We start from the raw sequence: 21,687 nt of genomic DNA, 5'->3' as shown, positions 1-21,687 counted from the left end.
AAGAAAAAAGGCTGCCATTGGCAGCCTTTTTTATTTCCACATGGCCTCAGCGCTTCTCGGCCAGGGTGCGCAAACCGCTCAGCGTATTGAACGGCGCATCGACTACGAAGCTGTTGGCCAGCCAGGACGGCACGCTGCCACCCGGCTCGGTGTGCACCTGGTAGGTGACCTCGACCTTGCCATCACCCTGCGGCACGAAACGCCAGAACCCCTGCAGGCTGGCGACCCGTGTATGGTCCTTGTCCAGCGGCAGGTACTGCGGCTGGCCATCCAGCTTGCGGGTCAGGCTGCCATCGGCGCCCTGCTCCGACACCACATGCAGGATCGAGTCACGCGCCTCGACCGGCCAGGGCATATCGAAGCGGGTATAGACCCAGCTCTGCATACCCTCGTGCTTGAGCAGGCTCTGCTCGGCACAGGCGTGAATCCACTGGCAGGAACCCTTGACGTCCTCCTGCAGGGTGCGCAGCGTCGCGACATCGGCGTTGATCGTGGTCACGCCGCGATAGGCCTTGTACTTCGAGCCCTGCACCTCGCTCAGGTAGATCTTGATGCCATTCTCGTCCTTGGCCAGCTTCCAGTCTTCGGCGTGGGCCAGGCCGCTTGCCAGCAGGCTGAGGCCGCAGACGGCGGCTATTCGACTCAACGCAATCATCATTGCTCCTTGGTGGGAAAAGGCCCGCCGGCAGCGCCGCCGGACCGGAAATCGCTCAGGCCGTGACCTGCTCCAGCCAGCCGATCAAGCGGATCGCCTCCTCGCGGCTTGAGCCGCAGACATACTCCGCCGCGGCAAAGCCCGAACACACGCTTGGCCGCTCGGGGCGGCCGAAGATGGCGCAGAGAAACTCGGCGGTAAGATGCGGACAGCGCTCACCGGCAGCCTTGCCGTTGGGCAGACCGGGAATCGGTGAACTGATGGAGGGCGCGATGCAGCAGGCACCGCAGCCGGCACGACACTCCATGAAGACCTCTCAAGCGCTGGGCGGGCGCGATCTTAACGCCTGCGCGCCTCAGCTTCCATCGTTCAGCCAGGGCTTGGCCGTCGACAGCGCGTCTTTTAGTCTGGCGGCTCCATCCTGAAGAGAACGCCGCCATGCCGGTCTGGATGCAAACCGCCGCCCTGCTGACCCTCTCCAACATCTTCATGACCTTCGCCTGGTACGGGCATCTGAAGACACTGAATGCCAAGCCCTGGTTCATTGCCGCGCTGATCAGCTGGGGCATCGCCTTCTTCGAATACATGATCATGGTGCCGGCCAACCGCATCGGTTACACCGAACTGTCGGTCGGCCAGCTGAAAATCATGCAGGAAGTCATCACCCTGGCGGTATTCGTGCCGTTCAGCGTCTACGTGATGCACCAGCCGCTGAAGCTGGACTACCTGTGGGCCGGCCTGTGCCTGCTCGGCGCGGTTTACTTCATCTTCCGCGCCTGAAGCTAGCCCGCCCGGCTCCGAACGGGCCGAGCGCCATCAGCTGCGCTGCTTGAGACGGGCGATCAGGCTGGAAGTATCCCAGCGGCCACCGCCCATGGCCTGCACATCGGAGTAGAACTGGTCGACCAGCGCCGTAACCGGTAGCTGCGCGCCGTTGCGGCGGGCCTCCTCCAGCAGGATCGACAGGTCCTTGCGCATCCAGTCCACGGCGAAGCCCAAGTCGAACTTGCCGGCCAGCATGGTCTGGTGACGGTTCTCCAGCTGCCAGGACTGCGCCGCACCCTTGCTGATCACCTCCATCGCCGCCTGGCCATCGAGCCCTGCGCACTGAGCGAAGTGCAGCGCCTCGGCGAGGCCCTGGACCAGGCCACCGATGCAGATCTGGTTGACCATCTTGGTCAGCTGGCCACTGCCCACCGGGCCCATCAGCTTAATCATCTTGGCGTAGGCGTCGATCACCGGCTCGGCACGCTTGTAGAAGCTTTCATCGCCGCCAACCATCACGGTCAGCATGCCGTTTTCGGCACCGGCCTGCCCGCCGGATACCGGCGCATCGAGGAAGCCCAGCTCGCGCTCGGCGGCAATCACCGCCAGCTCGCGGGCGACGTTGGCCGAGGCTGTGGTGTGGTCGACCAGCACGCTGCCCGGCGCCATGCCGGCGAAGGCGCCATCCGGACCCAGCAGCACACTGCGCAGATCATCGTCGTTACCGACGCAGGTCATCACGAACTCGGCACCCTGGGCCGCCTCGCGCGGGGTTGGCGCCGACTCGCCGGCGAACTCGTCCTGCCACAGCTGGGTCTTGCCCGGCGTGCGGTTGTACACGCAGACCTCATGCCCCTCGCAGGCCAGATGCCCGGCCATGGGAAAGCCCATCACGCCCAGGCCGATAAATGCCACCTTTGCCATGCACACCTCCTCACTCACTGAGGTCCAAGCATAGCCCGGAACGGGGTGCCGCCGGCCAGCACAGCTGAACGGCAAAACTGTGCAAGGCACGCCATAATGGCTGCGAGCTAAGGAGGCCCGGATGCGCCAATGGCTGATCATCGACCTGGAAGCCACCACCGAAGAAGGCGGCTGGCCAATCGAAGACATGGAAATCATCGAGATTGGCGCCAGCCTGGTCGCCGCCGATGGCCATGAGCTGGAACACTTCCAGCGCTTCGTGCGCCCGCTGCGGCGCCCCTACCTGACCGACTTCTGCCGCGAGCTGACCCACATCGGCCAGTCGCAGGTCGACGCCGCCCAGCCGCTCGCCCAGATCTGGCCGCAGTTCGAGCGCTGGCTGCAGCCGCACCTGCCCCACCTGGTGGGCTGGGGTAGCTGGGGCGACTACGATCGCCGCCAGTTGCTCCAGGAGTGGCAGCGTCATGGTCTGCGCAGCTGCCTGCAGGACATCGCCCATCACAACCTCAAGCAGCGTTTCGCCGAAAGCCGCCAGCTCAAGCGCGCCGTCGGCCTCAACGCGGCCCTGCAGCTGACCGGCCTGCAGTTCCAGGGCCAACAGCACCGCGCCCTGGAAGACGCGCGCAACACGGCCAGGCTGCTGCCGGTGATATTTGCCCCCTGAGGGCTGACGCCAATCGCAGCCTTGGGCATACTGGCGGGCCTTTTTTGACCCTTTCCGAGGAGCCCGCCATGTTCAAGGTCAACGAATACTTCGACGGCACCGTCAAATCCATCGGCTTCGCCATGGCCGAAGGCCCGGCCACCATCGGCGTGATGGCCCCCGGCGAATACGAGTTTGGCACCGCGCAGCTGGAAGTGATGCACGTGGTTGCCGGCGCCCTGACCGTCAAGCTGCCGGGCAGCGACAACTGGGAAACCTTCGCCGCCGGCAGCCAGTTCACCGTGCCGGGCAACAGCAAGTTCCAGCTGAAGGTAGCGGTGGACACCGCCTACCTGTGCGAATACCGCTAAGCTAGGCTGAGTTGCAGAAACCGGCCCCAGTGGCCGGTTTTTTTATTGCCGCATCATTCGGAACGCGCCATGTCCCGCTCCACCCTGCTCCTGCCCATCGCCCTGCTGATCATCGCCATGACCTCGATCCAGAGTGGCGCTTCCCTGGCCAAGAGCCTGTTCCCGCTGATCGGCCCCGAGGGCACCACCGCGCTGCGCCTGAGCCTGGCCGCGCTGATCCTGTGCATCGTGATGCGGCCCTGGCGCGCCCGCCCGAACTTCGCCGCGTGGCGCTCGCTGCTCGGCTACGGCCTGTCGCTGGGGGCGATGAACCTGCTGTTCTACATGTCGCTGAAGACCATCCCGCTGGGCATCGCCGTGGCCCTGGAGTTCACCGGCCCACTGGCCCTGGCGCTGTTCGGCTCGCGGCGGTTGCTGGACTTTGTCTGGATCGCCCTGGCCGCGCTTGGCCTCTGGCTGCTGCTGCCGGACACGTCCGCCAACGACCACCTCGACCCGCTGGGCATGGCCCTGGCCCTGGGTGCGGGTGTCTGCTGGGCGTCGTACATCCTCTTCGGCCAGCGCGCCGGCGCCGCCCATGGCGCGCAGACCGTGGCCTTCGGCACCCTGGTGGCGGCCATGCTGGTGTTCCCGGTAGGCCTGTGGTCGGTCGGCAGCGACCTTTTCTCCCTCGACCTGCTGCCGGTGGCGCTGGCCGTGGCAGTGATGTCGTCGGCACTACCCTACAGCCTGGAGATGGTCGCCCTGACGCGCATGCCGGCGCGCACCTTCAGCGTGTTGATGAGCATGGAGCCGGCCATCGCCGCCCTCTCCGGCCTGATCTACCTCAGCGAGCGCCTGGGCGCCACGCAGTGGCTGGCCATTGGCGCGATCATCCTCGCCTCGGCGGGAGCGGCATTGACCATCCGCCCTCGCAAGCACGCCTGATCAGAGCGGGCGCAGCGCGCTGCTGATCGCCAGCCCCTGCAACTCGGCCAGGTACTCGTCTCGTGTCAGCAGCCCCAGGCAGGGCATGGCGCCGCGTGCCTGCAGGGTGCCCGCAGCCAGCTTGCGCGCCAGGGCCACGGCCGCCATGCAGGGAATATTGGGGCCGTCGTTGTGCTCGGCCAGCAGTTCCCAGCACAGGCGTAGCGGCTGCCCCTGCGGGTCCTGCCCCTCGAGTCGCACGAACATGCCGCTGCGGCCGTCGCCGAAAGGCTCCACCGACACGGCGCGGCGATGCAGGAACCGGGTCAGCGGCACGGCGCTGCGCAGCAGGCCGCCACGCACCAGCCAGGACAGCACCCAGGTGCCGAACTGGGTGATGCGCAGGCCGACACCGGCAGAGAAGCGCACGCTGCGCACGCCGGCATAGCGCGCCGCAAACAGTTCGAGATCGGGGATATCGCAGTTGGCCACCCAGCGCGGGCCGAGCGGTGCGGGGAAGTCGTGGCGGGCCAGGTCCTGCCAGCCGTATACGGTTTGCCACTGGCCATCGCGCCATTGCCGGAACGGCTTGCCGCAATAGTCGAGCACCGCCGCCAGAGTCGAAGCGCCCGGAGCCTTCTCCGAAGAGCTGATGCCATGCCAGATGCTGTCCAGCCGCGAGAAGCGCGGCAGCAGCTCATCGATCACCGCCCCGGCCAGCGCCGGCACCGAGCTGGCACCGCCGCAGACCAGCACCCCGGCGGCCCGCGCTGCTTCATCCAGCTCGCCGATGCCGCAAACGAAGGCCCGCGCATCGGCCAGGTCGGCATAGTGCATGCCGGCCTCGATGGCGGCGCGGGCGACCCGGTAGTCCTGGCCCTGGAACGGCCCTGCGGTGGAGATCACCATCTGCGCTCCAGTGGCACGCAGGCGCTCGACCAGGTCCGCGGCGTTCATGTCCAGTGGCAGCGCCTGGCTGCCGCTCTGCGCGGCCAGCGCCTCGGCCTTGGCGCGGTCGCGACCGGCCACCCAGACGCGCATGCCGGCAATGCCGCTGAGCCTACGCACGATGACCTGGCCGAAGTTGCCATAGCCACCCAGCACCACCACCCCGAAATCCTTTTCCACGCCCACTCCTCAGTCGCGCTCACGGCGCTCGGTATTGAATTGCAGCTCGGCCAGCCGGGCATACAGCGGGTTGCTCAGCACCAGCTCGGCATGGCTGCCGATGGCCTGCAGGCGGCCGCGGTCGATCACCGCGATGCGGTCGGCATTCTTCACCGTGGCCAGGCGATGGGCGATCACCAGGGTGGTGCGCCCGCGCATCAGCTCCGGCAGGGCCTGCTGGATCAGGTGCTCGCTCTCGGCGTCCAGCGCGCTGGTGGCCTCGTCCAGCAGCAGGATCGGCGCGTCACTGAGCAGCGCGCGGGCGATCGCCAGGCGCTGGCGTTGGCCGCCGGAGAGCCCCAGCCCGGCCTCGCCCAGGTGGGTCTGGTAGCCCTGCGGCAGGCGCTCGATGAATTCGTGGGCATGGGCGGCGCGCGCCGCCGCCTCGACTTCGGCATCGCTGGCGTCGGGGCGGCCATAGCGCAGGTTGTCGGCCACGCAGCCGTAGAACAGCGCCGGGTTTTGCGATACCAGAGCGAAGCAGCGGCGCAGGTCGGCCGGATCGAGCCGCTGGATCGGCAGGCCCTCGACCAGGATCTCGCCCTGCTGCGGGTCGAAGAAGCGCAACAGCAGGTCGAACAGGGTCGACTTGCCGGCACCGGAGGGGCCGACCAGCGCCAGGGTCTCGCCAGGCCGTACTGCCAGGTCGATGCCATCGATGGCCGGATGCTCCGGCCGGCTCGGGTAGCTGAAATGCACGCCGCGCAGCTGCAGCGCGCCGCTGACCCGCGCGGGTAGACGCAACTGTTGGCCCTGCGCAGGTGTGGTGATCAGGTTGCGCGTGCGCAAAAGCTCGGCGATGCGCTCGGCGGCACCCGCCGCGCTCTGCAGCTCGCCGATCACCTCGCTGATGGCGCCAAAGGCCATGCCGACGATCAGGCTGTAGAACACGAAAGCAGCCAGGTCGCCGCCGCTGATGCGCCCGGCGATTACGTCCATGCCGCCGACCCAGAGCATGGCGCCGACGGCGCCGAGCACCAGGACGATGACCACGGTGATCAGCCAGGCGCGCTGGCGGATGCGTTTGCCGGCGGTGGCAAAGGCCGCCTCCACGGTGCCGGCGAAACGCTGGCGGTCCTGGTTCTGGTGGTTGTAGGCCTGCACCGTCTTGATCTGGCCCAGCGTCTCGCCGATGTAGCTGCCGACGTCGGCGACGCGGTCCTGGGTCTGCCGCGAGAGCGCGCGCACGCGGCGGCCGAAGATCAGGATCGGTGCCACCACCAGCGGTAGCGAGCAGACCACGATGGCGCTGAGCTTGGCATTGGTGACGAACAGCAGGATCACCCCGCCGATCAGCATGATGCCGTTGCGCAGGGCCATCGACAGCGAGGAGCCGATCACCGTCTGCAGCAGCGTGGTGTCGGTGGTCAGCCGCGACTGGATCTCCGAGGCGCGGTTGCTCTCGTAGAAGCCGGGGTGCAGGTCGATCAGGTGGTCGAACACGCGGCGGCGGATATCGGCCACCACCCGCTCGCCAAGCCAGCTGACCAGGTAGAAGCGACTGAAGGTGCCGACCGCCAGGGCCAGCACCAGCACGAAGAACAGGCCGATGGAGTGGTTCAGCGCGGCCTGCGACTGGGTGGCCAGGCCCTGGTCCACCAGCAGGCGGATGCCCTGGCCCATGGACAGGGTGATGGCGGCGGTGAACATCAGCGCCAGCAAGGCGCCGATCACCCGCCCGCGATAGGGCGCGACAAAGCGCCAGGCCAGGCTCAGCGCCTCACGCCGGCTCGCGGACAGCAGGCTCATGAGCGCGGCTCGGCGCTGTCGAGGAAACGGCCCTGGTGGTCCGGGTCCGGCAGCAGGCAGCTGTCATAGCGACCGAACAGGCGATAGCGGTTCAGCGCGATGCGGTCGTAGCACCAGTCGCGCAAGGCGCGCGGCAGGATGCGCGGCCAGGCCAGCCAGCGCCAGGCGCCGGGCAGCTGGGCGACGATGCGCAGCACGGCGTCGGAACGCACGAACAGCGCCTCGCCCTCGACATAGGCCATGGTCTCGAACGCATCGGTGGGCAGGCCAAACCAGGCGAGGATCGCCTGCCCTTCGGCGGACTGCACCGAGCACAGGCGAAAGCGCCGCTCGCGGTCGTGGCGGATCAGGAACTTCGCCCAGCCATTGCACAGCCGGCACACACCGTCGAACAGCACCACACGCTCGCCGGCCTGGATATGGGGTGGTAGAGCCATCGCGACCTCCGGAAAGCCTGCCGCGATGCTAACTCATCGGACGAAGCGATAGTGACCGGTGATGGCGAAGCCGAACAGGATGTCCTCCTCCTGCGTGCCACGCCCGATGTTATGCAGCACCAGTGGTACGCCCGCCGGGCTGGTGCGATCGGACACGATGCCGATATGCGTGAGGCCGCGCCCCAGGTCCCAGGTAACGATATCGCCAGCCTGGTAGTCCGCCGGTTTGTCGCTGACCTTGAGGGCCAGGCCCTGGCGCTTGAACCAGGTCATCAGGTTGGGCACGCGGCGGTGGTCGATATTGCGGTCCGGGCGCTGCAGCCCCCAGTTGCGCGGGTAGGCGGAGAAGTGCGCGCGCATGTCCTCATGCACGCTCTTCTGCAGGTCCAGCCCCTGCTGGCGCAAGGCACGGATCAGCACATCGGTGCACACGCCGGTGGCGAGCGGCACGTCACCGCCCGGGTAGTCGAGCCGGCGATAGACCGGGTCGTAGCCCAGGGTCACACCGACCTGGCTGCGTGCGGCCTGAACCAGCTTTGCGGAGTCGATGGTCGCGGCCTGCAGCGAGGTACTCCAGCCCAGCCAGGCGACCAGCAACAGATAGAAAGCATGACGCATGCAGATTTACTCCTGCGGGCAGTGACCCGACTCGCGCGCAGCCACCGCGAAATGGCCATTGTTGGCCTGGAAGATCGCCAGGTTACGCCCGGCAATACCGAAGGCCATATCATTGGAACGGGAAAACTCCGGCGCGGAGCTGCCATGCAGCGGCTGCAAGCGGCCATCGGCCGTGTAGACGAATGCCGCCTGCTCGGTCAGCAGCAGGGCTGCGCGCGCCCCCGGCAGCGCCACCAGATTGGTGATCGTCATGTTTGCCAGTGCTTCGATAGGCGCAACCAGTTTCAGCCGCCCAGCGCGCGTCAGCTCGTACAAACCAAAAGGCGCGCGCACCAGCACCCTGTCCAGCTCGACCAGCTCGGTGGCCAGGCCATAGCTGCCGATATCTCGCGAGCCCGAGTCCGGTATGGCACGCAAACCAGACTCCGGGCTGTACAGGTACAGGCGATCCAGGGCGTTGATCAGCAACTGCCGGCGACTGGGCAGCTCCTGCAGGTAAGGATCGTTACCGAGAACGGCCTCCTCACCGTCCGGCACGCGCTGCCAGCCATCGACGCTCATCTGCTGCAGCGCGGCCCCTGGACGGAACGGCGAAAAACCATCCAGGCGGCCGAAGGCCAGGACGCGATCCAGGGAGGGGAAATAGCGCCCGGTATCGGAGCGATCCGGATGCCCACCCAGGCTAAGCACCACAGGCTTCTGCCGGCGCATCTGCTGTGGCACATAGTTTCCATTCTGCAGCTGCATCGGCACCAGGTAGCTTTCATCGTCGGTGGACAGCAGCAGACCCTGCTGCTCGCGCAACTCCGCCACGCGACTGCGCCACCACGAGCCATCATCGGCATCGACCTGGCCCATCTGCCGCAGATGGCCTGTGGCATCCAGCAGGAAGAACCGATCCTCGCTGTCGCCAATGGCCAGCGCCCTGAAGTGCGGCAAGTCGCGCAGAAACACGATACGCCCCAGCCCTGCACTCGGGCTCTGCACCAGGGGCGCCAGGCGATCGCCACGCAGCAGGTAAAGCCCCTCCTGCCCCGCGACCACCGGCGCCTGATACAGGGTCGACCAGGCGATGGGCGCGCGGTCCGGCAGGATGACGGGGCGGCCGGACAGCGCAACGGGTTGGAATATCTCGTCACTCGGCCTGCGCACATGCAGACGGCCGAGCGATGCATTCCATATCGCGCCGTCCGGGGCCACGGCGAAGTTGTTCTCCGGGGTCGCCAGCCGCGCACTGCCCTGCTCAGGCACCAGGCGCTGGGCGTGATCGAGATGCCACTGCCCACCCGAGTACTCGATGAACACCGGATTGGCGGTGTTGCCCAGCACGATCATCTGTTCGAGCAGATCCGGGACCGGCACGCTCGCCCCACGCTCGATACGGCTGCCGTGCCCCACCTGGAACATGCAGAAATCCGCGGTGCTCGGTTGCGCCTGTAGCGGTGCGGCCACAACGAACGCCAGCCAGCACAGCCTGTTGAAAGTCTTCATCGTCGAACGTCCTTGTCGCGCAGTTTCATGCCAATGGGTACAGCAGCTCTTCCCGATACCCCGACCACACCCGTACCGCGTCGGGGAAGGCCTCGTCCAGCGCTGGATCGCCACTGTCCACCCGCAGCGGGCGGCCTTCGAGCGTGCCGAGCTTGCGCTTGGTGGCGATCACCCGCAGGTGCTCCAGGCCGATGGCACGCAGCACGCGCGGGCTGATCTGCTGGTTGCCGCGACCGATGATATGGCCCTGGCCGCCAATGGCGGTGACCAGCAGGCGCGCCGGATGACCGTCGATCAGCGCGAACAGCTGCGCCTCGGTCACGTCACGGGCAATCACCTGGCCGCTCTCGATCACATCCACGCCCAGCAAGGTGGTCTCCAGCCCCAGATTCTGCGCCAGGCCATGCAGGGTCGAGCCGGGGCCGAAGACGTAGCGCACGCCCTCCTCCCAGCTCTCGGCCAGCCAGTCGGCCAGGTCCACCAGCACCAGCTCCTCGGACTCCATGCCGCCCTGCTTGACGTGCTGCATGAACTCGCCCTCGACAGGCACGCACATCTCGCCGTAATGCCGTGAGCCCACCTTGCCGTCGCGCAGGGCGGCTTCATCGATGTCGCGCACCTCGCCACTGGACAGGCGCACCAAGCCGCCCTCGATCAGGCGCAGGGCCATCAGCCCGGCGGCGCGCGGGCTGATGGCATAGACCGCGGAATGGATTTTCACCCCGGCCGGAATGCCCAGCACCGGCTGCTCCTCGCGCACCGCACTGCACACGTCGCGCGCCGTGCCGTCGCCACCGGCGAACAGGATCAGCGCGCAGCCGGCATCCTGTAGCTCACGCACCGCGGCCTGGGTGTCCGCCGCCGTGGTCGGCCCCTGGCCCAGGCTGCCAAGCACGCGGTGGGCATAGCCCAGCTCCGCCAGCAGGTCCGCCCCCATGGGCCCGGGAAAGGTGATGAACTGCAGGCGCTCGGCCACCGGTCGCAAGCACTCCAGGGCAATGCGCGTGCGCTCCGCCGCGCGCGGTTCGGCGCCCCGCGCCAGAGCCTCGGCGGCCACGCCGTCGCTGCCCTTGAGCGCCGCCGGGCCGCCGAGGCCGGCCAGCGGATTGATGATCAGGCCCAGATGGAAAACGCTCATAACCACTCCCCAGCGGCGCGGCAGCGGCCACGCCCTTCAATTCAGCTCGCGCGGCTCTGTCACCGCGCCTTCATCTGGCCGCCCTAGACTGCGCCCATCGTCAGACTAGGAGGCCGCCATGCAACCCATTCAACAGCCCAACCAGGCGCGTATTCTGCCCTTCAACCCGCAGCAGCCGGTCGGCGGCGCCATCATCGATGCCGAGGGGCGGGAAATCCCCATCACCGAGCAGATGATCCTGCAGGCCTGCCGCGAACTGGAGCAGAGCCTGCAGAAGCGCCAGGCCGGCTAGAGCACCCGGCAGCCCAGCGCTCCGACCAGCGCCGCCAGATGCGGCGCATCACCGTCCAGGCGCACCTGCAGGCCGTCGATTTCGCGGCGATGTGGGTAATGCTTGCGCAACTGATCGAAGGCCGCCTTGCGCTGCGCCGCATCGCCGACCAGGCTGCGGCGGAAATCCGCATCGTCGCGCCGCGGGTCGTATACCGCGCGGCACAGGGTGGCCAGCGCCCAGTCGATGGCGGCGTCTTCGTGCAGCGACAGCGCACCGAGCCAGGCCGGCGGCAGCAGTTCGTCCAGCTGCACCTGCTCGGCCAGGCCCATGGCCTGGCAGTAGGCCTGGTAGATCTGCGCCGTGCCGCGCAACTTGCCGTCCAGGCTGTAGCCGGCAATGTGCGGAGTGGCGATCTGGCACAGCGCGGCCAGTTCCGGATCGGCCTGCGGCTCGCCTTCCCACACATCGAGCGCCACCTGCAGATCGGCACCGCTGCGCAGGTGCGCCTTGAGCGCTGCATTGTCGAGCACCGCGCCGCGGCTGGCATTGATCAACCAGGCGCCCGGCTTGAGCGCGCGCAGCTGCTCGGTGCCGATCAGGTGGCGGGTACCGGCGTCCAGCGGCGTATGCAGGCTGAGCACATCGCACTCGCGCAGGATCTCCGCCAGCTCGACGAAGTCGCCGCCCTCGGCCGCCTGGCGCGGCGGATCGCAGACCTGCACGTCCCAGCCCAGGCCGCGTAGCACCTCGACCAGACGACCGCCGACCTGGCCGGCACCGACCACGCCGTAGGTCAGTTCTGGCAGCCGGCGCCCGGTCCGTTCGCCCAGCGCCAGCAGGCAACCCAGTACGTAATCGACCACGCCACGGGCGTTGCAGCCCGGCGCGCTGGACCAGGCGATGCCGGCCGCGGCGAAGTAGTCAAGGTCCAGGTGGTCGGTGCCGATGGTGCAGGTACCAACGAAGCGCACCTTGCTGCCTTCCAGCAGCGCGCGGTCGACGCGGGTCACCGAGCGCACCAGCAACACCTCGGCGTCGCCCAGGGCGGCACGGTCGATGGCGCGGCCGGGGTGGCGATGAAGGGTGCCGAAACCGGCAAAGAATTCATCGAGCAGGGGGATGTTTTCGTCGGCGACAATCTGCATGAGGTGCTCCTGTAGCAAGCGCCCATTCTAGGCGCAGAGCCACCTGCCGGGTAAGCCGAGCTTTTCTGACCAGGCGGACAGGGCTAGACTAACGCGCCTTTCTGCATCTCCCGCCGGATCCACCATGCTCGCCCTCTCCCGCTCGGCCCGTACCCTGGCCGAAATCCGCGCCCTGCTGGCGCTGGCCACGCCGATCATCATCGCGCAGCTCGCCTACACCTCGATGGGCTTCGTCGACACCGTGATGGCCGGCCGCGTGAGCGCCCGCGACCTGGCCGGCGTGGCGCTGGGCAACTCGCTGTGGGTGCCGGTGTTCCTGCTGATGAACGGCACCCTGCTGGCCACCACGGCCAAGGTGGCGCAGCGCTTCGGCGCCGGCAAGGAGGCCGAGAACGGACCGCTGGTGCGCCAGGCCCTGTGGCTGGCGCTGGCCATCGGCATGCTGTGTGCGGTGCTGCTGTGGAACGCCGAACCGGTACTGCGCCTGATGGGCGTGGATGCCGAACTCAGCGCCCTGGCCATGGGCTACCTGCGCGGCGTCGCTTGCGGCTTCCCGGCCACCGTGCTGTACCAGGTGCTGCGCTGCTTCAGCGACGGCCTGGGCCGCACCCGGCCGAGCATGGTGCTGGGCATCTGCGGCCTGCTGCTGAACATCCCGCTCAACTACGTGCTGATCTACGGCAAGCTGGGCCTGCCGGCGCTGGGCGGCGTCGGTTGCGGCTGGGCCACCGGCATCGTCATGTGGTGCAGCCTGCTGGGCATGCTCTGGTGGGTACGCTGGGCCCCGGCCTACCGCGCCAGCGGCCTGTTCCTGCAGTTCGACTGGCCGCAGTGGCCGGTGATCCGCCGCCTGCTCTCCGTCGGCCTGCCGATCGGCGTGTCGATCTTCGCCGAGTCGAGCATTTTCTCGGTGATCGCCCTGCTGATCGGCGGCCTTGGCGCCACCGTGGTGGCCGGGCACCAGATCGCGCTGAACTTCAGCTCGATGATCTTCATGATTCCCTACTCGCTGGCCATGGCCGCTACCGTGCGCGTGGGCCAGTCACTGGGGCGCAGCGCGCCGCGTGACGCGCGCTTCGCCGCGGGCGTGGCGATGGGCACCGCGCTGACCTATGCCTGCCTGTCGGCGAGCCTGGTGATGTTGCTGCGCGAGCCGATTGCGCGCATCTACAGCCCCGATCCGGAAGTGATCGTCATGGCCGCCACTCTGCTGGTGTATTCCGCGCTGTTCCAGTTCTCCGACGCCGTGCAGGTCACCGCCGCCGGCGCTCTGCGCGGCTACCAGGACACCCGCGCGACCATGCTGATCACCCTGCTCGCCTACTGGGGCATCGGCCTGCCGGTGGGTTATACGCTGGGCCTGTCCGACTGGCTGGGCCAGCCCTCCGGGCCGAGCGGCCTGTGGCAGGGCCTGGTGGCGGGCCTGACCTGCGCGGCCGTGCTGCTCGGCATCCGCCTGGCGCGCAGCGCGCGGCGGCATATTCGCGCGTAGGAGCGAGGCTCAGTCGTCGAGCGCGGGGGTGGCGGCCAGCGCCGCCCAGTAGGGCTCGGACAGGTAGGGGCGACCGGCCAGCAGGTGCGCCAGGTAGGTGCGACTTGGGGCCAGGCCCTCGCTGCGCCAGCGCGGATTGGCCACGTACAGCCAGGCCGCGATCTGGCCCTGCTCGGTGTGCAGCGCCATGCGCTCGCGGCTGTAAAAGATCGGCGTGCCTTCGAAGACATCCATCTTGAATATCTCGCGCTCATCCGCCAGGCGGTAGAGCACGCCCTCCACCACGGCGTCGCGCTGATGACGGATATTGGCGTAGGCCCGGCCGGGGTGATCATGAGCGCGCTTGTCGAAACTCAGCGCATAGCCCGGCAGCCGCGCCGCCATGGCGCCCTCGACGCGCAGCCCGCGTGCCTGCATGCGCGCGGGGTTCATGTTGGAGCCGTAAGCGAAGTAGTACGGCACGGTTCAGTCGGCCTTCTTGCGGATCCAGTACAGGTAAGTGCCGCCATCCTCGCCCTGCTCCACCAGCTCATGGCCGAGAAACATGCAGAACTTGGGGATGTCGCGCTTGGTCGAGGGGTCGGTGGCGATCACCTTGAGCAGACCGCCGGCCGGCAGGTCGCGCACCTTGTTGTGCAGCATCATCACCGGCTCGGGGCAGTTGAGCCCGCTGGCGTCGAGAATGGCGTCGGGTTGCAGGGACATGGGGTTACTCCAAAAACGGGCGACGGTTGAAGGCTGTGGGCCTGATGCACGGCCCTAGAGGCGGCGCAGATGGCAGGTCACTTCCTCGCGGTCGTGGTAGAGCTGCTTGCAGGCGATGGCGACCTTGATGCGCCGCTCCGCGAAGGCGTCTTGCAGACGCTGCAGCAGCTTGCACACCTCGGCGTAGCGCTGCTTCATCGGCAGTTTCAGGTTGACCACCGCCTCGCGACAGTGGCCCCCACCGATCCACTCCTCGACCATCGCCGCGGTGCGCGCCGGCTTCTCGACGATGTCGCAGACCATCCAGTCCACCGGCTGCTTGGGCTTCCAGGTGAAGCCGTCGACCATCAGGTGGGTCACCAGGCCGGTGTCCATCAGGCTCTCGGCCATCGGCCCGTTGTCGATGGCGGTGACCAGCATGCCACGGCGAACCAGTTGGTAGGTCCAGCCGCCAGGGGCCGCGCCAAGGTCAACGCCGGTCATCTCGTCGGACAGGCGCGCGTCCCACTGCTCGCGCGGGATGAAGAAGTGCCAGGCCTCCTCCAGCTTGAGGGTGGAGCGGCTCGGCGCCTCGCGCGGGAACTTCAGGCGCGGGATACCCATCGGCCAGGGCGCCTGGTTGTCGGCCTCGGCCATGCCGAGAAACACCTCGCGGCCACTCTTGAAGGTCAGCAGCAGACGCGGCTTGCTCGCGTCCTCCACCAGCCGCCCGGCCTTCTCCAGCGCCTTGCGCAGTGGCCCCTCGAACTTCTTGCAGAAGTTCGACAGCTCCTTACCGTCGTTGGTATCGAAGACCTCCAGCCACAGGCTGCCGCATACCGGGTAGCTGGCCAGGGCCTGCAGCAGCACGCTGATGCGATCGGTTTCCGGCAGCTGCAGGTAATCGCCGCGGGCCCACTGGCGCGGAAAAATCAGCCGGTTGAAACGCTGGCCCTGCATCAGGCGTTCGGCGCCGCCGGGCTCCAGGCAGGTGAATTCGGCATGGGCACTGTTCGGCTTGGCCTTGGCATAGCCGGCCACGCCCAGGCGCGCGGCCTGGTCGCTGATCTCGGCGCAGACCTCGCCCTCGAAACCGGGACGGCAGTGCAACAGTAGGGTATTCATCGGTGCTTCTCCTCAGGCCGCGCATGATAGCGGACTCGGAAAGCCCCGGCGCGCCCCGACGGGCGCAAAACGCAAGGGGCGGCTCAATGGCCGCCCCCCCGTGCTTTCAGTCGACCGATACCGGTTTGCCCGGTGTGCGGCCATAGACATCCTCCAGACGCTCGATGTCGTCCTCGCCCAGGTAGCTGCCGGACTGCACCTCGATGATCTCCAGGGGGATCTTGCCGGGGTTGGCCAGGCGGTGCACCGAGGCGATCGGGATGTAGGTGGACTGGTTCTCGGTGAGCAGGAACACCTTGTCGTCGCAGGTCACCTGGGCCGTGCCGGACACCACGATCCAGTGCTCGGCGCGGTGATGATGCATCTGCAGCGACAGCTGAGCGCCGGGCTTGACGGTGATGTGCTTGACCTGGTGACGCACGCCGTTGTCGACCGAGTCGTAGCTGCCCCAGGGGCGGTACACGGCGCAGTGGCTCTGGGTCTCCTGGCGGCCCTTGGCGTCCAGGCTGTTGACCAGCTTCTTGACGTCCTGCACGGCGTCCTTGCGGGCGATCATCACCGCGTCCTTGGTTTCCACCACCACCACGTCGTCCATGCCGACCAGGGTCACCAGCTTGGACGTGGCATGCACGAAGCTGTTGTGGCTGCCATGGGTGACCACGTCGCCCTTGAGCACGTTGCCATCGCTGTTCTTCTCGTGCACATCCCACAGCGAGGACCAGGAGCCCACGTCGTTCCAGCCAGCGGCCAGCGGTACCACGCAGGCGCGCGAGGTCTTCTCCATCACCGCGTAGTCGATGGAGTTGTCCGGGCAGCACTCGAAGGTGCCGGCGTCGATGGTCAGCGCACCACCGGCCAGTTTGCTGCGCTCCAGGGCCAGCACGCAGGTGTCGTAGATGTCCGGCTCATGGGCGCGCAGCTCGTCCAGGTAGCGGCTGGCGCGGAACAGGAACATGCCGCTGTTCCAGTAATAGCCGCCGCTGCGCACGAACTCGGCGGCGCGCATGGCATCGGGCTTCTCGACGAACTGCATGACGCGGTAGGCGCCGGGCACCAGGTCGTCACCGTCCTCGCCACGCGCCGCCTTGATATAGCCGAAGCCGGTCTCGGGGCTGTTGGCGGGAATGCCGAACAGCACCATCTCGCCCTCCTCGGCCGCCACCCGCGCCAGCTCCAGCGCCTTGCGCAGGGCCAGCTCGTCGTCGATCACGTGGTCGGCCGGGAGGATCAGCATCAGCTCGTCGCGTCCTTCGCCGAGCAGTTGCAGGGCCGCCATGGCCACGGCCGGCGCGGTGTTGCGACCGAAGGGTTCGAGCAGCATGGCCTGGGCGCCCAGGCCGATCTGCGCCAGTTGCTCGTTGACGATGAAGCGGTGCTCCAGGTTGCACACCACCACGGGCTTCTGCATGCCCTCGAAGGCCAGGCGCTGCAGGGTTTGCTGGAACAGCGAGTGTTCGCCGGTAAGGGCGAGGAACTGCTTGGGATACAACTTGCGCGACAAGGGCCAGAGGCGCGAGCCGCTACCGCCAGAAAGAATCACCGGGATCATGTGGTTTGTCTCCATTCAATATCCGTTTAAATCTGTTGCCACGCCCCACGAGGAAGCGCGTACATCAGGACCAACCTCAAGGCAGTTGCCCGGAAAACAGCTGGGTCATGTCACCGCCGAGCCGATAGTTGCTCAGCGGCTCAAGGGAGCGCCGCCACGCGTCCGTGCTCTGCGAGCACGGATACAACACGCAGTAGGGCTCCAGCCAGGCGAACCGGCTGTTCTGCTGCAGGCCTACGGCCTCCTGCGGATAGCCGGTCTTTTCTTGGAATAGCTTCGGGTCGTGCAGGCCCGCCTCCAGGGTGCGGACCAGGCGGCGCATGGCGCCGTCGTTCTCTTCGCGCAGGTCCAGGCCGTTGGCCTGGGCAAACGCGGACACCATCAGCAGCGGGCCGATGCTGTAGTTGTGGTAGGACAGCGCGCGGGTCTCACGCACCAGTTCGCGCGGCAGGTAGCCGTCGGCGGTGACCTGAGCCATGCCGTGGCGGTACTGCCCCACCGCCCAGTCGAACAGGTCGCGGCGGTCGAGAATCACGGCGCTGGCCATCACCGACCAGGCAGCCCAGTAGTTGTGGTTGTTGCTGCGTTCCTTGGGATAGGCGTTCCAGTCCGCCACCACGCGGTCGGCCAGCTGGCCGAGCCAGCGCTCGACCTGCTGCGCCTGCTCGGCATGCGCGGCCAAGGGCTGCGAGGCGGAGAACTTGAGGCGCAGGTAGGCGCCGGCCAGGCTGCCGAGCGTCCATTTGCGCACCGACATGCCGGTATGGTTGTACTCCTCGCTGAGCAGCGCGTCGGTCTCGGCCCAGCTGGCCAGCCAGCTCATGGCACAGGCCACTTCCTGCGGTCGCCCGTACTTGAAGTAGCGGCCGACCATGACGTTGACGCCCTTCTCCATCTCGCGCATGTCACCGGTCAGCTTGAGATAGCGTCGCTCGGCCGCCGGATTGAGCTTGTCGCGCGCCTTGTCCGAACCTTCGTACTTGCTGGGGAAATCCAGCACGCCGGTATAGGCCGGCGGCGGCGCCTCGCACTCGCGCGGTTTGCCCTGGGCGGCCGGGGCCGCGCGGTAGTAGCCGCTCGGCGCCACCAGCGCCGGACCTGCTGCGCTTTCCGGCGCCGGCGAGCAGCCTGCCAGCAGTGCGCTCAGCACCGCGGCAGACAGCGACCGGCAGCCTCGCGGGGCGCGCATCACTCGGCGCCCGCCGGGCGCTGCACCCACACCGGCGTCAGGCTGGCACCACTGCCGGTGACGTACAGCGCCGCCACCTGGCCGCGCTCCAGAACCAGCGGGCTGAGATCGCCCACCTTGCGCTCGCCGGCAAACAGCGCCAGACGCACCTTGACCGGGTTGATCTCGCGCTCGCCGCGCCCTTGGCCGGCCACCGCCTGAATCACTTCGGTCTTGCCGTCGGCGGTCTTCAGGCTGACCGGGGTGTCGGACAGGTTCTGCAGGCGGACCAGGGCCTTCTGGCGGTTCTTGAAGGCCGGGTCCTCGACCAGGCTCAGCTTGCCGCCGGGCAGCTGTACCAGGGTGTAGTACTGATCGGACTTGAGCGTCACCGGCAGGCTCTGTCCGGCGGCACTGGCACTGTAGCTGCCAGCCGGGAGGAACTTGAAGTCGCTGGAGCCCTGCGGCGCGACATCCTTGATGCTGACCGGGCCCAGGCTCAGGTCCAGCTCGCTGGAGCCGGCATTGTAGGTCCGCACGAAGGCCGAGCCGGCGGGCGCGGTGGGCCCGTACAGGCCACCCTCGTTGGCCTGGGAAGCGACAGAGGTAGCCAGCAGGCCCAGGCAGCTCATGGCCAGGGTCAGCGCGCGGATCGGGGAGTTTTTCATGATGGTCGTCCTTAGTGGTTGTGGGCCGCGATGGAATCCGCGGTTCCCTGGATGGCCAGGCGATCGACACCACCCGAACCGGCCCGCAGCTGGGCCAGCCACTGCGGGTCGAACTCCGACAGATCGCTGGGCATCATCAGATAGCGCTCGGGAACCTCCCAGAGCACCAGGCGCAGGCCGGCGGTTTCCGCCTCGCCCTTGGCCAGCAGGCGCAACATCGGCACCAGCGGGCCGTGGCCGTTCTCGGCGTAGTTGTACAGATCGCTACCCAGGCTCTGACGCAGTGCGCCGAGGAAGTTCCACTTGGCGTTGGCGCTGTAGCTGGTACCGACCAGCGCCAGCTGCGGCGTGCTGTCGCCGAACAGATCGTCAGCGGCCTCAGCGGATGGCTCGGTGCTGCGCTGCTCGAGCTCCTCGGCCGGCGGCTGCATCGCGGCGAAATAAGGTTCCAGCGGCAGGTAGCTGAGCAGGTCGCCCTTGTGCGTCTCGCGGCCCTTGACCTGGGTGCTGTAGCTCAGCTCGCCGCCCTGCCATTGGCCACCGCGGCGCAGATGTTCGGCCACGGCCTGGGCCACCACCGCCGCGCCATAGGGCGTCCAGTGGGTATCGGTGCGCAGGAACACCGCCTCGCGGCCCTTGGCGGCCTGCAGCGCAGCCAGCAGGTCCGGCCCCTGCAGCCCGAGCCCCTGCATGCGCTGCCGGGCCTGGGCATAGAGCTCCTGCTGCTGGAGCACGGGCTGCTGCTCGGCCAGGTATTCCGGGTACAGGCGTGCCTTGGCCGGCAGCAGCACCAGCTGCAGGTCGATACCACGGCGCTGCAGTTCCTGCTGCACGCCGGCGATCAGACGCCAGTTGTCGTCCAGTTGGCTGGCACTGACGGCGGGCTTGAACTCCTCATCGGTGAACAGCCAGTCCTGGCGACCGACCACCACACCGGGACGGCCCTCGCCGAACAGGCCGTACTCCAGCGCGGCCCAGGCGTTGGTGCCCAGCTCCTTGAGCGGAAAACCCTTGTCGTAATGCTTCTCGAAGGCCAGGGCCAGCTTGCCGTTGAGCCAGGGCGTCTGCGCTGCCGCCGAGAAGCTCAGTGCGGCCGGTACGGATGCCAGCGCCAATAGCAGCATCAGCAGGATGAAGGCCAGGCTGTAGAACAGATTGAGACTGAGTTTCATGGGTCGGCCTCCTCAGAACTGGAAGTACAGGAAGGGAGAGAAGCTCTGCGCCGACAGCTTCAACACCGACACCAGGAACAGCGCCAGCCAGAAGGCCCGCACCAGCAAGGCCGTGGTACTGAAGGGCACGGCCATGCCCGCGTCGGCAGCGGCGCCGGCAGCTGCCGACGGGGCCTTGGCCGCCAGCGGGTTGCCATAGAACTGGCGCAGGCCGTTGAACAGCACCACGGCATAGGCCAGCAGCAGCGTGGCGACTTGCAGGCTGGTGAGCTGGGCGACGGTCAGCTCGGACAGGCGCCAGTCGGCGAAACTGAACATGGCGGTGTACATGCGCCAGGCCACTTCGACGTTCTCGGCGCGGAAGATCACCCAGCCGAGCATGACCAGCAGGAAGGTGAAGGCCAGGCGCCAGGGCAACAGGCGTCGTGGCGCGGCATCCACGCCGAGGGCACGCTCGATGGCCAGCCAGATGCCGTGCCAGGCGCCCCAGATCACGAAGGTCCAGTTGGCGCCATGCCACAGACCGCCGAGCAGCATGGTGAGGAACAGGTTGCGGTAGGTCTTGAAAGTACTGCCGCGGTTGCCGCCCAGGCTGATGTACAGATAGTCGCGCAACCAGGTGGACAGGCTGATGTGCCAGCGCCGCCAGAACTCGGTGATCGACTGGCTGATGTAGGGCTGGTTGAAGTTCTCCATGAAGCGGAAGCCCATCATCAGCCCGAGGCCGATGGCCATGCTGCTGTAGCCGGCAAAGTCGAAGTACAGCTGCGCCGTGTAGGCCAGCGCACCGAGCCAGGCGTCGGCGGTGCTGGGATTCTCCAGCGCGAAGCAGTGATCGGCGATGGGCGCCACGCTGTCGGCGATGAACACCTTCATGATGAAGCCCTGCATGAAGCGCGTGCAGCCTTCGGCGAACTTGTCGAGGGTGTGGGTACGGTGGTTGAACTGATCCACCAGGTCGCGGAAACGCAGCACCGGCCCGGCAATCAGGTGCGGGAAGATCGCCACGAAGGCGGCGAAATCGATCAGATTGCGGGTGGCCGGAGTGTCGCCACGGTAGACATCGATGATGTAGCTGATCGACTCGAAGATATAGAAGGAGATCCCGATCGGCAGCAGGATGTGGGTGACCACGAAGGGGTCCATGCCAAACGACGCGATGATGGCGTTGAAGCTTTCCACGCCGAAATTGGCGTACTTGAAGTAGCCGAGTACCCCCAGGTCGACCACCACCCCGAGCATCAGCCAGCGCTGCGCAGACCGGGTCCTGATGCCATGGGCACCGATGCGCAGACCGATCCAGTAGTTGAACAGGGTGACCGCGGCGAACAGCAGCAGGAAGTCCACGCGCCACCAGGCATAGAACACGTAGCTGGCAACCAGCAGCAGCAGATTGCGGTAGCGATTGCCACACAGGTAATACAGGCCGAGGAAGATCGGCAGGAACAGGAACAGAAACACGTTCGACGAGAAAACCATCCTAGTTTCTCCAGGTAAGGCGGCACGGCCGCGCCCCGGCCGCAGCCGGAGGGGTCGGGGTGTTCGG

General features: G+C 67.3%; 24 protein-coding genes. 6 read left to right on the top strand and 18 right to left on the bottom strand.

Going from position 1 to position 21,687, the window contains the following annotated elements; genetic code table 11:
* Positions 1-46: 46 nt before the first annotated feature.
* Both PA6_RS04990 and PA6_RS04985 read right to left on the bottom strand, forming a co-directional pair.
* On the bottom strand, positions 47-655 hold the full coding sequence (locus PA6_RS04990; RefSeq protein ID WP_021699792.1) for an START domain-containing protein: 609 nt from the start codon (positions 653-655) through the stop codon (positions 47-49).
* A 55-nt stretch (positions 656-710) separates the two neighbouring features.
* The gene (locus PA6_RS04985) at positions 711-962 is read right to left on the bottom strand and encodes a YkgJ family cysteine cluster protein (RefSeq protein ID WP_021699791.1); all 252 of its coding nucleotides are present in this window, start codon (positions 960-962) and stop codon (positions 711-713) included.
* A 131-nt stretch (positions 963-1,093) separates the two neighbouring features.
* Here PA6_RS04985 and PA6_RS04980 point away from each other — a divergent pair, with 131 nt between their 5' ends.
* Positions 1,094-1,435 carry a DMT family protein gene (locus PA6_RS04980; protein WP_021699790.1) on the top strand — a complete coding sequence of 114 codons (342 nt, stop codon included), beginning with the start codon at positions 1,094-1,096 and terminating at the stop codon, positions 1,433-1,435.
* Positions 1,436-1,471: 36 nt separating this feature from the next.
* Here PA6_RS04980 and PA6_RS04975 read toward each other — a convergent pair whose 3' ends face one another.
* On the bottom strand, positions 1,472-2,344 hold the full coding sequence (locus tag PA6_RS04975; RefSeq protein ID WP_021699789.1) for an NAD(P)-dependent oxidoreductase: 873 nt from the start codon (positions 2,342-2,344) through the stop codon (positions 1,472-1,474).
* A 121-nt stretch (positions 2,345-2,465) separates the two neighbouring features.
* Here PA6_RS04975 and PA6_RS04970 point away from each other — a divergent pair, with 121 nt between their 5' ends.
* From PA6_RS04970 to rhtA, 3 genes are all read left to right on the top strand, one after another.
* A complete protein-coding gene (locus PA6_RS04970) occupies positions 2,466-3,008 on the top strand; it encodes an exonuclease domain-containing protein (protein ID WP_021699788.1) in 543 nt (180 codons plus the stop codon).
* Between the two features lie 68 nt (positions 3,009-3,076).
* A complete protein-coding gene (gene ppnP, locus PA6_RS04965) occupies positions 3,077-3,358 on the top strand; it encodes a pyrimidine/purine nucleoside phosphorylase (RefSeq protein WP_021699787.1) in 282 nt (93 codons plus the stop codon).
* 69 nt (positions 3,359-3,427) lie between these two features.
* Complete coding sequence (rhtA, locus tag PA6_RS04960; RefSeq protein WP_021699786.1) at positions 3,428-4,285, top strand: threonine/homoserine exporter RhtA; 858 nt, start codon at positions 3,428-3,430, stop codon at positions 4,283-4,285.
* Here rhtA and PA6_RS04955 read toward each other — a convergent pair whose 3' ends face one another.
* The 6 genes from PA6_RS04955 to PA6_RS04930 are packed head-to-tail and all read right to left on the bottom strand — an operon-like array spanning position 4,286 to position 10,864.
* Positions 4,286-5,392, bottom strand: coding sequence for a saccharopine dehydrogenase family protein (locus PA6_RS04955; protein WP_021699785.1), 1,107 nt, complete (start codon positions 5,390-5,392; stop codon positions 4,286-4,288).
* 9 nt (positions 5,393-5,401) lie between these two features.
* Entirely contained in the window at positions 5,402-7,180 is a 1,779-nt protein-coding gene (locus PA6_RS04950; protein WP_021699784.1) for an ABC transporter transmembrane domain-containing protein, read from the bottom strand.
* A complete protein-coding gene (locus tag PA6_RS04945; protein WP_021699783.1) occupies positions 7,177-7,617 on the bottom strand; it encodes a thiol-disulfide oxidoreductase DCC family protein in 441 nt (146 codons plus the stop codon). The genes PA6_RS04950 and PA6_RS04945 overlap by 4 nt, the downstream gene beginning before the upstream one ends.
* Positions 7,618-7,650: 33 nt before the next feature.
* On the bottom strand, positions 7,651-8,235 hold the full coding sequence (locus tag PA6_RS04940; protein ID WP_021699782.1) for a DUF1287 domain-containing protein: 585 nt from the start codon (positions 8,233-8,235) through the stop codon (positions 7,651-7,653).
* A gap of 6 nt (positions 8,236-8,241) precedes the next feature.
* Complete coding sequence (locus PA6_RS04935) at positions 8,242-9,726, bottom strand: hypothetical protein (protein ID WP_021699781.1); 1,485 nt, start codon at positions 9,724-9,726, stop codon at positions 8,242-8,244.
* A gap of 25 nt (positions 9,727-9,751) precedes the next feature.
* A complete protein-coding gene (locus PA6_RS04930; RefSeq protein ID WP_021699780.1) occupies positions 9,752-10,864 on the bottom strand; it encodes an ATP-NAD kinase family protein in 1,113 nt (370 codons plus the stop codon).
* Positions 10,865-10,982: 118 nt separating this feature from the next.
* On the opposite strand from PA6_RS04930, the gene PA6_RS23825 reads away from it, so the two are divergent.
* A complete protein-coding gene (locus PA6_RS23825) occupies positions 10,983-11,156 on the top strand; it encodes a PA1571 family protein (protein ID WP_021699779.1) in 174 nt (57 codons plus the stop codon).
* Here PA6_RS23825 and pdxB read toward each other — a convergent pair.
* Positions 11,153-12,283 carry a 4-phosphoerythronate dehydrogenase PdxB gene (gene pdxB / locus PA6_RS04925; protein ID WP_021699778.1) on the bottom strand — a complete coding sequence of 377 codons (1,131 nt, stop codon included), beginning with the start codon at positions 12,281-12,283 and terminating at the stop codon, positions 11,153-11,155. The two genes, PA6_RS23825 and pdxB, sit on opposite strands and share 4 nt — an antisense overlap.
* 124 nt (positions 12,284-12,407) lie before the next feature.
* On the opposite strand from pdxB, the gene PA6_RS04920 reads away from it, so the two are divergent.
* Positions 12,408-13,775 carry an MATE family efflux transporter gene (locus PA6_RS04920; protein WP_021699777.1) on the top strand — a complete coding sequence of 456 codons (1,368 nt, stop codon included), beginning with the start codon at positions 12,408-12,410 and terminating at the stop codon, positions 13,773-13,775.
* Positions 13,776-13,784: 9 nt separating this feature from the next.
* Here the strand turns inward: PA6_RS04920 and PA6_RS04915 are convergent, their stop codons facing one another.
* The 8 genes from PA6_RS04915 to PA6_RS04880 form a co-directional block, all read right to left on the bottom strand.
* Positions 13,785-14,237 carry a gamma-glutamylcyclotransferase family protein gene (locus tag PA6_RS04915; protein ID WP_021699776.1) on the bottom strand — a complete coding sequence of 151 codons (453 nt, stop codon included), beginning with the start codon at positions 14,235-14,237 and terminating at the stop codon, positions 13,785-13,787.
* 3 nt (positions 14,238-14,240) lie between these two features.
* Positions 14,241-14,480 carry a sulfurtransferase TusA gene (gene tusA, locus PA6_RS04910; protein WP_021699775.1) on the bottom strand — a complete coding sequence of 80 codons (240 nt, stop codon included), beginning with the start codon at positions 14,478-14,480 and terminating at the stop codon, positions 14,241-14,243.
* Between the two features lie 54 nt (positions 14,481-14,534).
* On the bottom strand, positions 14,535-15,584 hold the full coding sequence (rlmM, locus tag PA6_RS04905; RefSeq protein WP_021699774.1) for a 23S rRNA (cytidine(2498)-2'-O)-methyltransferase RlmM: 1,050 nt from the start codon (positions 15,582-15,584) through the stop codon (positions 14,535-14,537).
* Between the two features lie 106 nt (positions 15,585-15,690).
* Positions 15,691-17,133: a mannose-1-phosphate guanylyltransferase/mannose-6-phosphate isomerase gene (locus tag PA6_RS04900; protein WP_043216298.1), complete on the bottom strand. Its 1,443-nt coding sequence runs from the start codon at positions 17,131-17,133 to the stop codon at positions 15,691-15,693.
* A 76-nt stretch (positions 17,134-17,209) separates the two neighbouring features.
* Positions 17,210-18,322: a mannuronate-specific alginate lyase gene (locus PA6_RS04895; RefSeq protein WP_043216297.1), complete on the bottom strand. Its 1,113-nt coding sequence runs from the start codon at positions 18,320-18,322 to the stop codon at positions 17,210-17,212.
* Positions 18,322-18,969 carry an alginate O-acetyltransferase AlgF gene (locus PA6_RS04890; protein ID WP_021699771.1) on the bottom strand — a complete coding sequence of 216 codons (648 nt, stop codon included), beginning with the start codon at positions 18,967-18,969 and terminating at the stop codon, positions 18,322-18,324. Before PA6_RS04890 ends, PA6_RS04895 begins: the two co-directional genes overlap by 1 nt.
* Before the next feature lie 11 nt (positions 18,970-18,980).
* Positions 18,981-20,141, bottom strand: coding sequence for an alginate O-acetyltransferase (locus PA6_RS04885; RefSeq protein ID WP_021699770.1), 1,161 nt, complete (start codon positions 20,139-20,141; stop codon positions 18,981-18,983).
* 12 nt (positions 20,142-20,153) lie between these two features.
* Complete coding sequence (locus PA6_RS04880) at positions 20,154-21,620, bottom strand: MBOAT family O-acyltransferase (RefSeq protein WP_021699769.1); 1,467 nt, start codon at positions 21,618-21,620, stop codon at positions 20,154-20,156.
* Between the last annotated feature and the right edge of the window lie 67 nt (positions 21,621-21,687).

Source organism: Aquipseudomonas alcaligenes NBRC 14159 (assembly GCF_000467105.1).
Taxonomy (GTDB): Bacteria; Pseudomonadota; Gammaproteobacteria; order Pseudomonadales; family Pseudomonadaceae; genus Aquipseudomonas; species Aquipseudomonas alcaligenes.
The sequence above is the reverse complement of the archived record's forward strand: the minus strand, read 5'-3'. Positions and strand labels throughout refer to the sequence as shown.

Bases quoted from the DNA above. Each gene is read 5' to 3' on its own strand.
- PA6_RS04990 (WP_021699792.1), bottom strand. From the start codon at position 655: ATGATTGCGTTGAGTCGAATAGCCGCCGTCTGCGGCCTCAGCCTGCTG.
- PA6_RS04985 (WP_021699791.1), bottom strand. From the start codon at position 962: ATGGAGTGTCGTGCCGGCTGCGGTGCCTGCTGCATCGCGCCCTCCATC.
- PA6_RS04980 (WP_021699790.1), top strand. From the start codon at position 1,094: ATGCCGGTCTGGATGCAAACCGCCGCCCTGCTGACCCTCTCCAACATC.
- PA6_RS04975 (WP_021699789.1), bottom strand. From the start codon at position 2,344: ATGGCAAAGGTGGCATTTATCGGCCTGGGCGTGATGGGCTTTCCCATG.
- PA6_RS04970 (WP_021699788.1), top strand. From the start codon at position 2,466: ATGCGCCAATGGCTGATCATCGACCTGGAAGCCACCACCGAAGAAGGC.
- ppnP (WP_021699787.1), top strand. From the start codon at position 3,077: ATGTTCAAGGTCAACGAATACTTCGACGGCACCGTCAAATCCATCGGC.
- rhtA (WP_021699786.1), top strand. From the start codon at position 3,428: ATGTCCCGCTCCACCCTGCTCCTGCCCATCGCCCTGCTGATCATCGCC.
- PA6_RS04950 (WP_021699784.1), bottom strand. From the start codon at position 7,180: ATGAGCCTGCTGTCCGCGAGCCGGCGTGAGGCGCTGAGCCTGGCCTGG.
- PA6_RS04945 (WP_021699783.1), bottom strand. From the start codon at position 7,617: ATGGCTCTACCACCCCATATCCAGGCCGGCGAGCGTGTGGTGCTGTTC.
- PA6_RS04940 (WP_021699782.1), bottom strand. From the start codon at position 8,235: ATGCGTCATGCTTTCTATCTGTTGCTGGTCGCCTGGCTGGGCTGGAGT.
- PA6_RS04935 (WP_021699781.1), bottom strand. From the start codon at position 9,726: ATGAAGACTTTCAACAGGCTGTGCTGGCTGGCGTTCGTTGTGGCCGCA.
- PA6_RS04930 (WP_021699780.1), bottom strand. From the start codon at position 10,864: ATGAGCGTTTTCCATCTGGGCCTGATCATCAATCCGCTGGCCGGCCTC.
- PA6_RS23825 (WP_021699779.1), top strand. From the start codon at position 10,983: ATGCAACCCATTCAACAGCCCAACCAGGCGCGTATTCTGCCCTTCAAC.
- pdxB (WP_021699778.1), bottom strand. From the start codon at position 12,283: ATGCAGATTGTCGCCGACGAAAACATCCCCCTGCTCGATGAATTCTTT.
- PA6_RS04920 (WP_021699777.1), top strand. From the start codon at position 12,408: ATGCTCGCCCTCTCCCGCTCGGCCCGTACCCTGGCCGAAATCCGCGCC.
- tusA (WP_021699775.1), bottom strand. From the start codon at position 14,480: ATGTCCCTGCAACCCGACGCCATTCTCGACGCCAGCGGGCTCAACTGC.
- rlmM (WP_021699774.1), bottom strand. From the start codon at position 15,584: ATGAATACCCTACTGTTGCACTGCCGTCCCGGTTTCGAGGGCGAGGTC.
- PA6_RS04900 (WP_043216298.1), bottom strand. From the start codon at position 17,133: ATGATCCCGGTGATTCTTTCTGGCGGTAGCGGCTCGCGCCTCTGGCCC.
- PA6_RS04895 (WP_043216297.1), bottom strand. From the start codon at position 18,322: ATGCGCGCCCCGCGAGGCTGCCGGTCGCTGTCTGCCGCGGTGCTGAGC.
- PA6_RS04890 (WP_021699771.1), bottom strand. From the start codon at position 18,969: ATGAAAAACTCCCCGATCCGCGCGCTGACCCTGGCCATGAGCTGCCTG.
- PA6_RS04885 (WP_021699770.1), bottom strand. From the start codon at position 20,141: ATGAAACTCAGTCTCAATCTGTTCTACAGCCTGGCCTTCATCCTGCTG.
- PA6_RS04880 (WP_021699769.1), bottom strand. From the start codon at position 21,620: ATGGTTTTCTCGTCGAACGTGTTTCTGTTCCTGTTCCTGCCGATCTTC.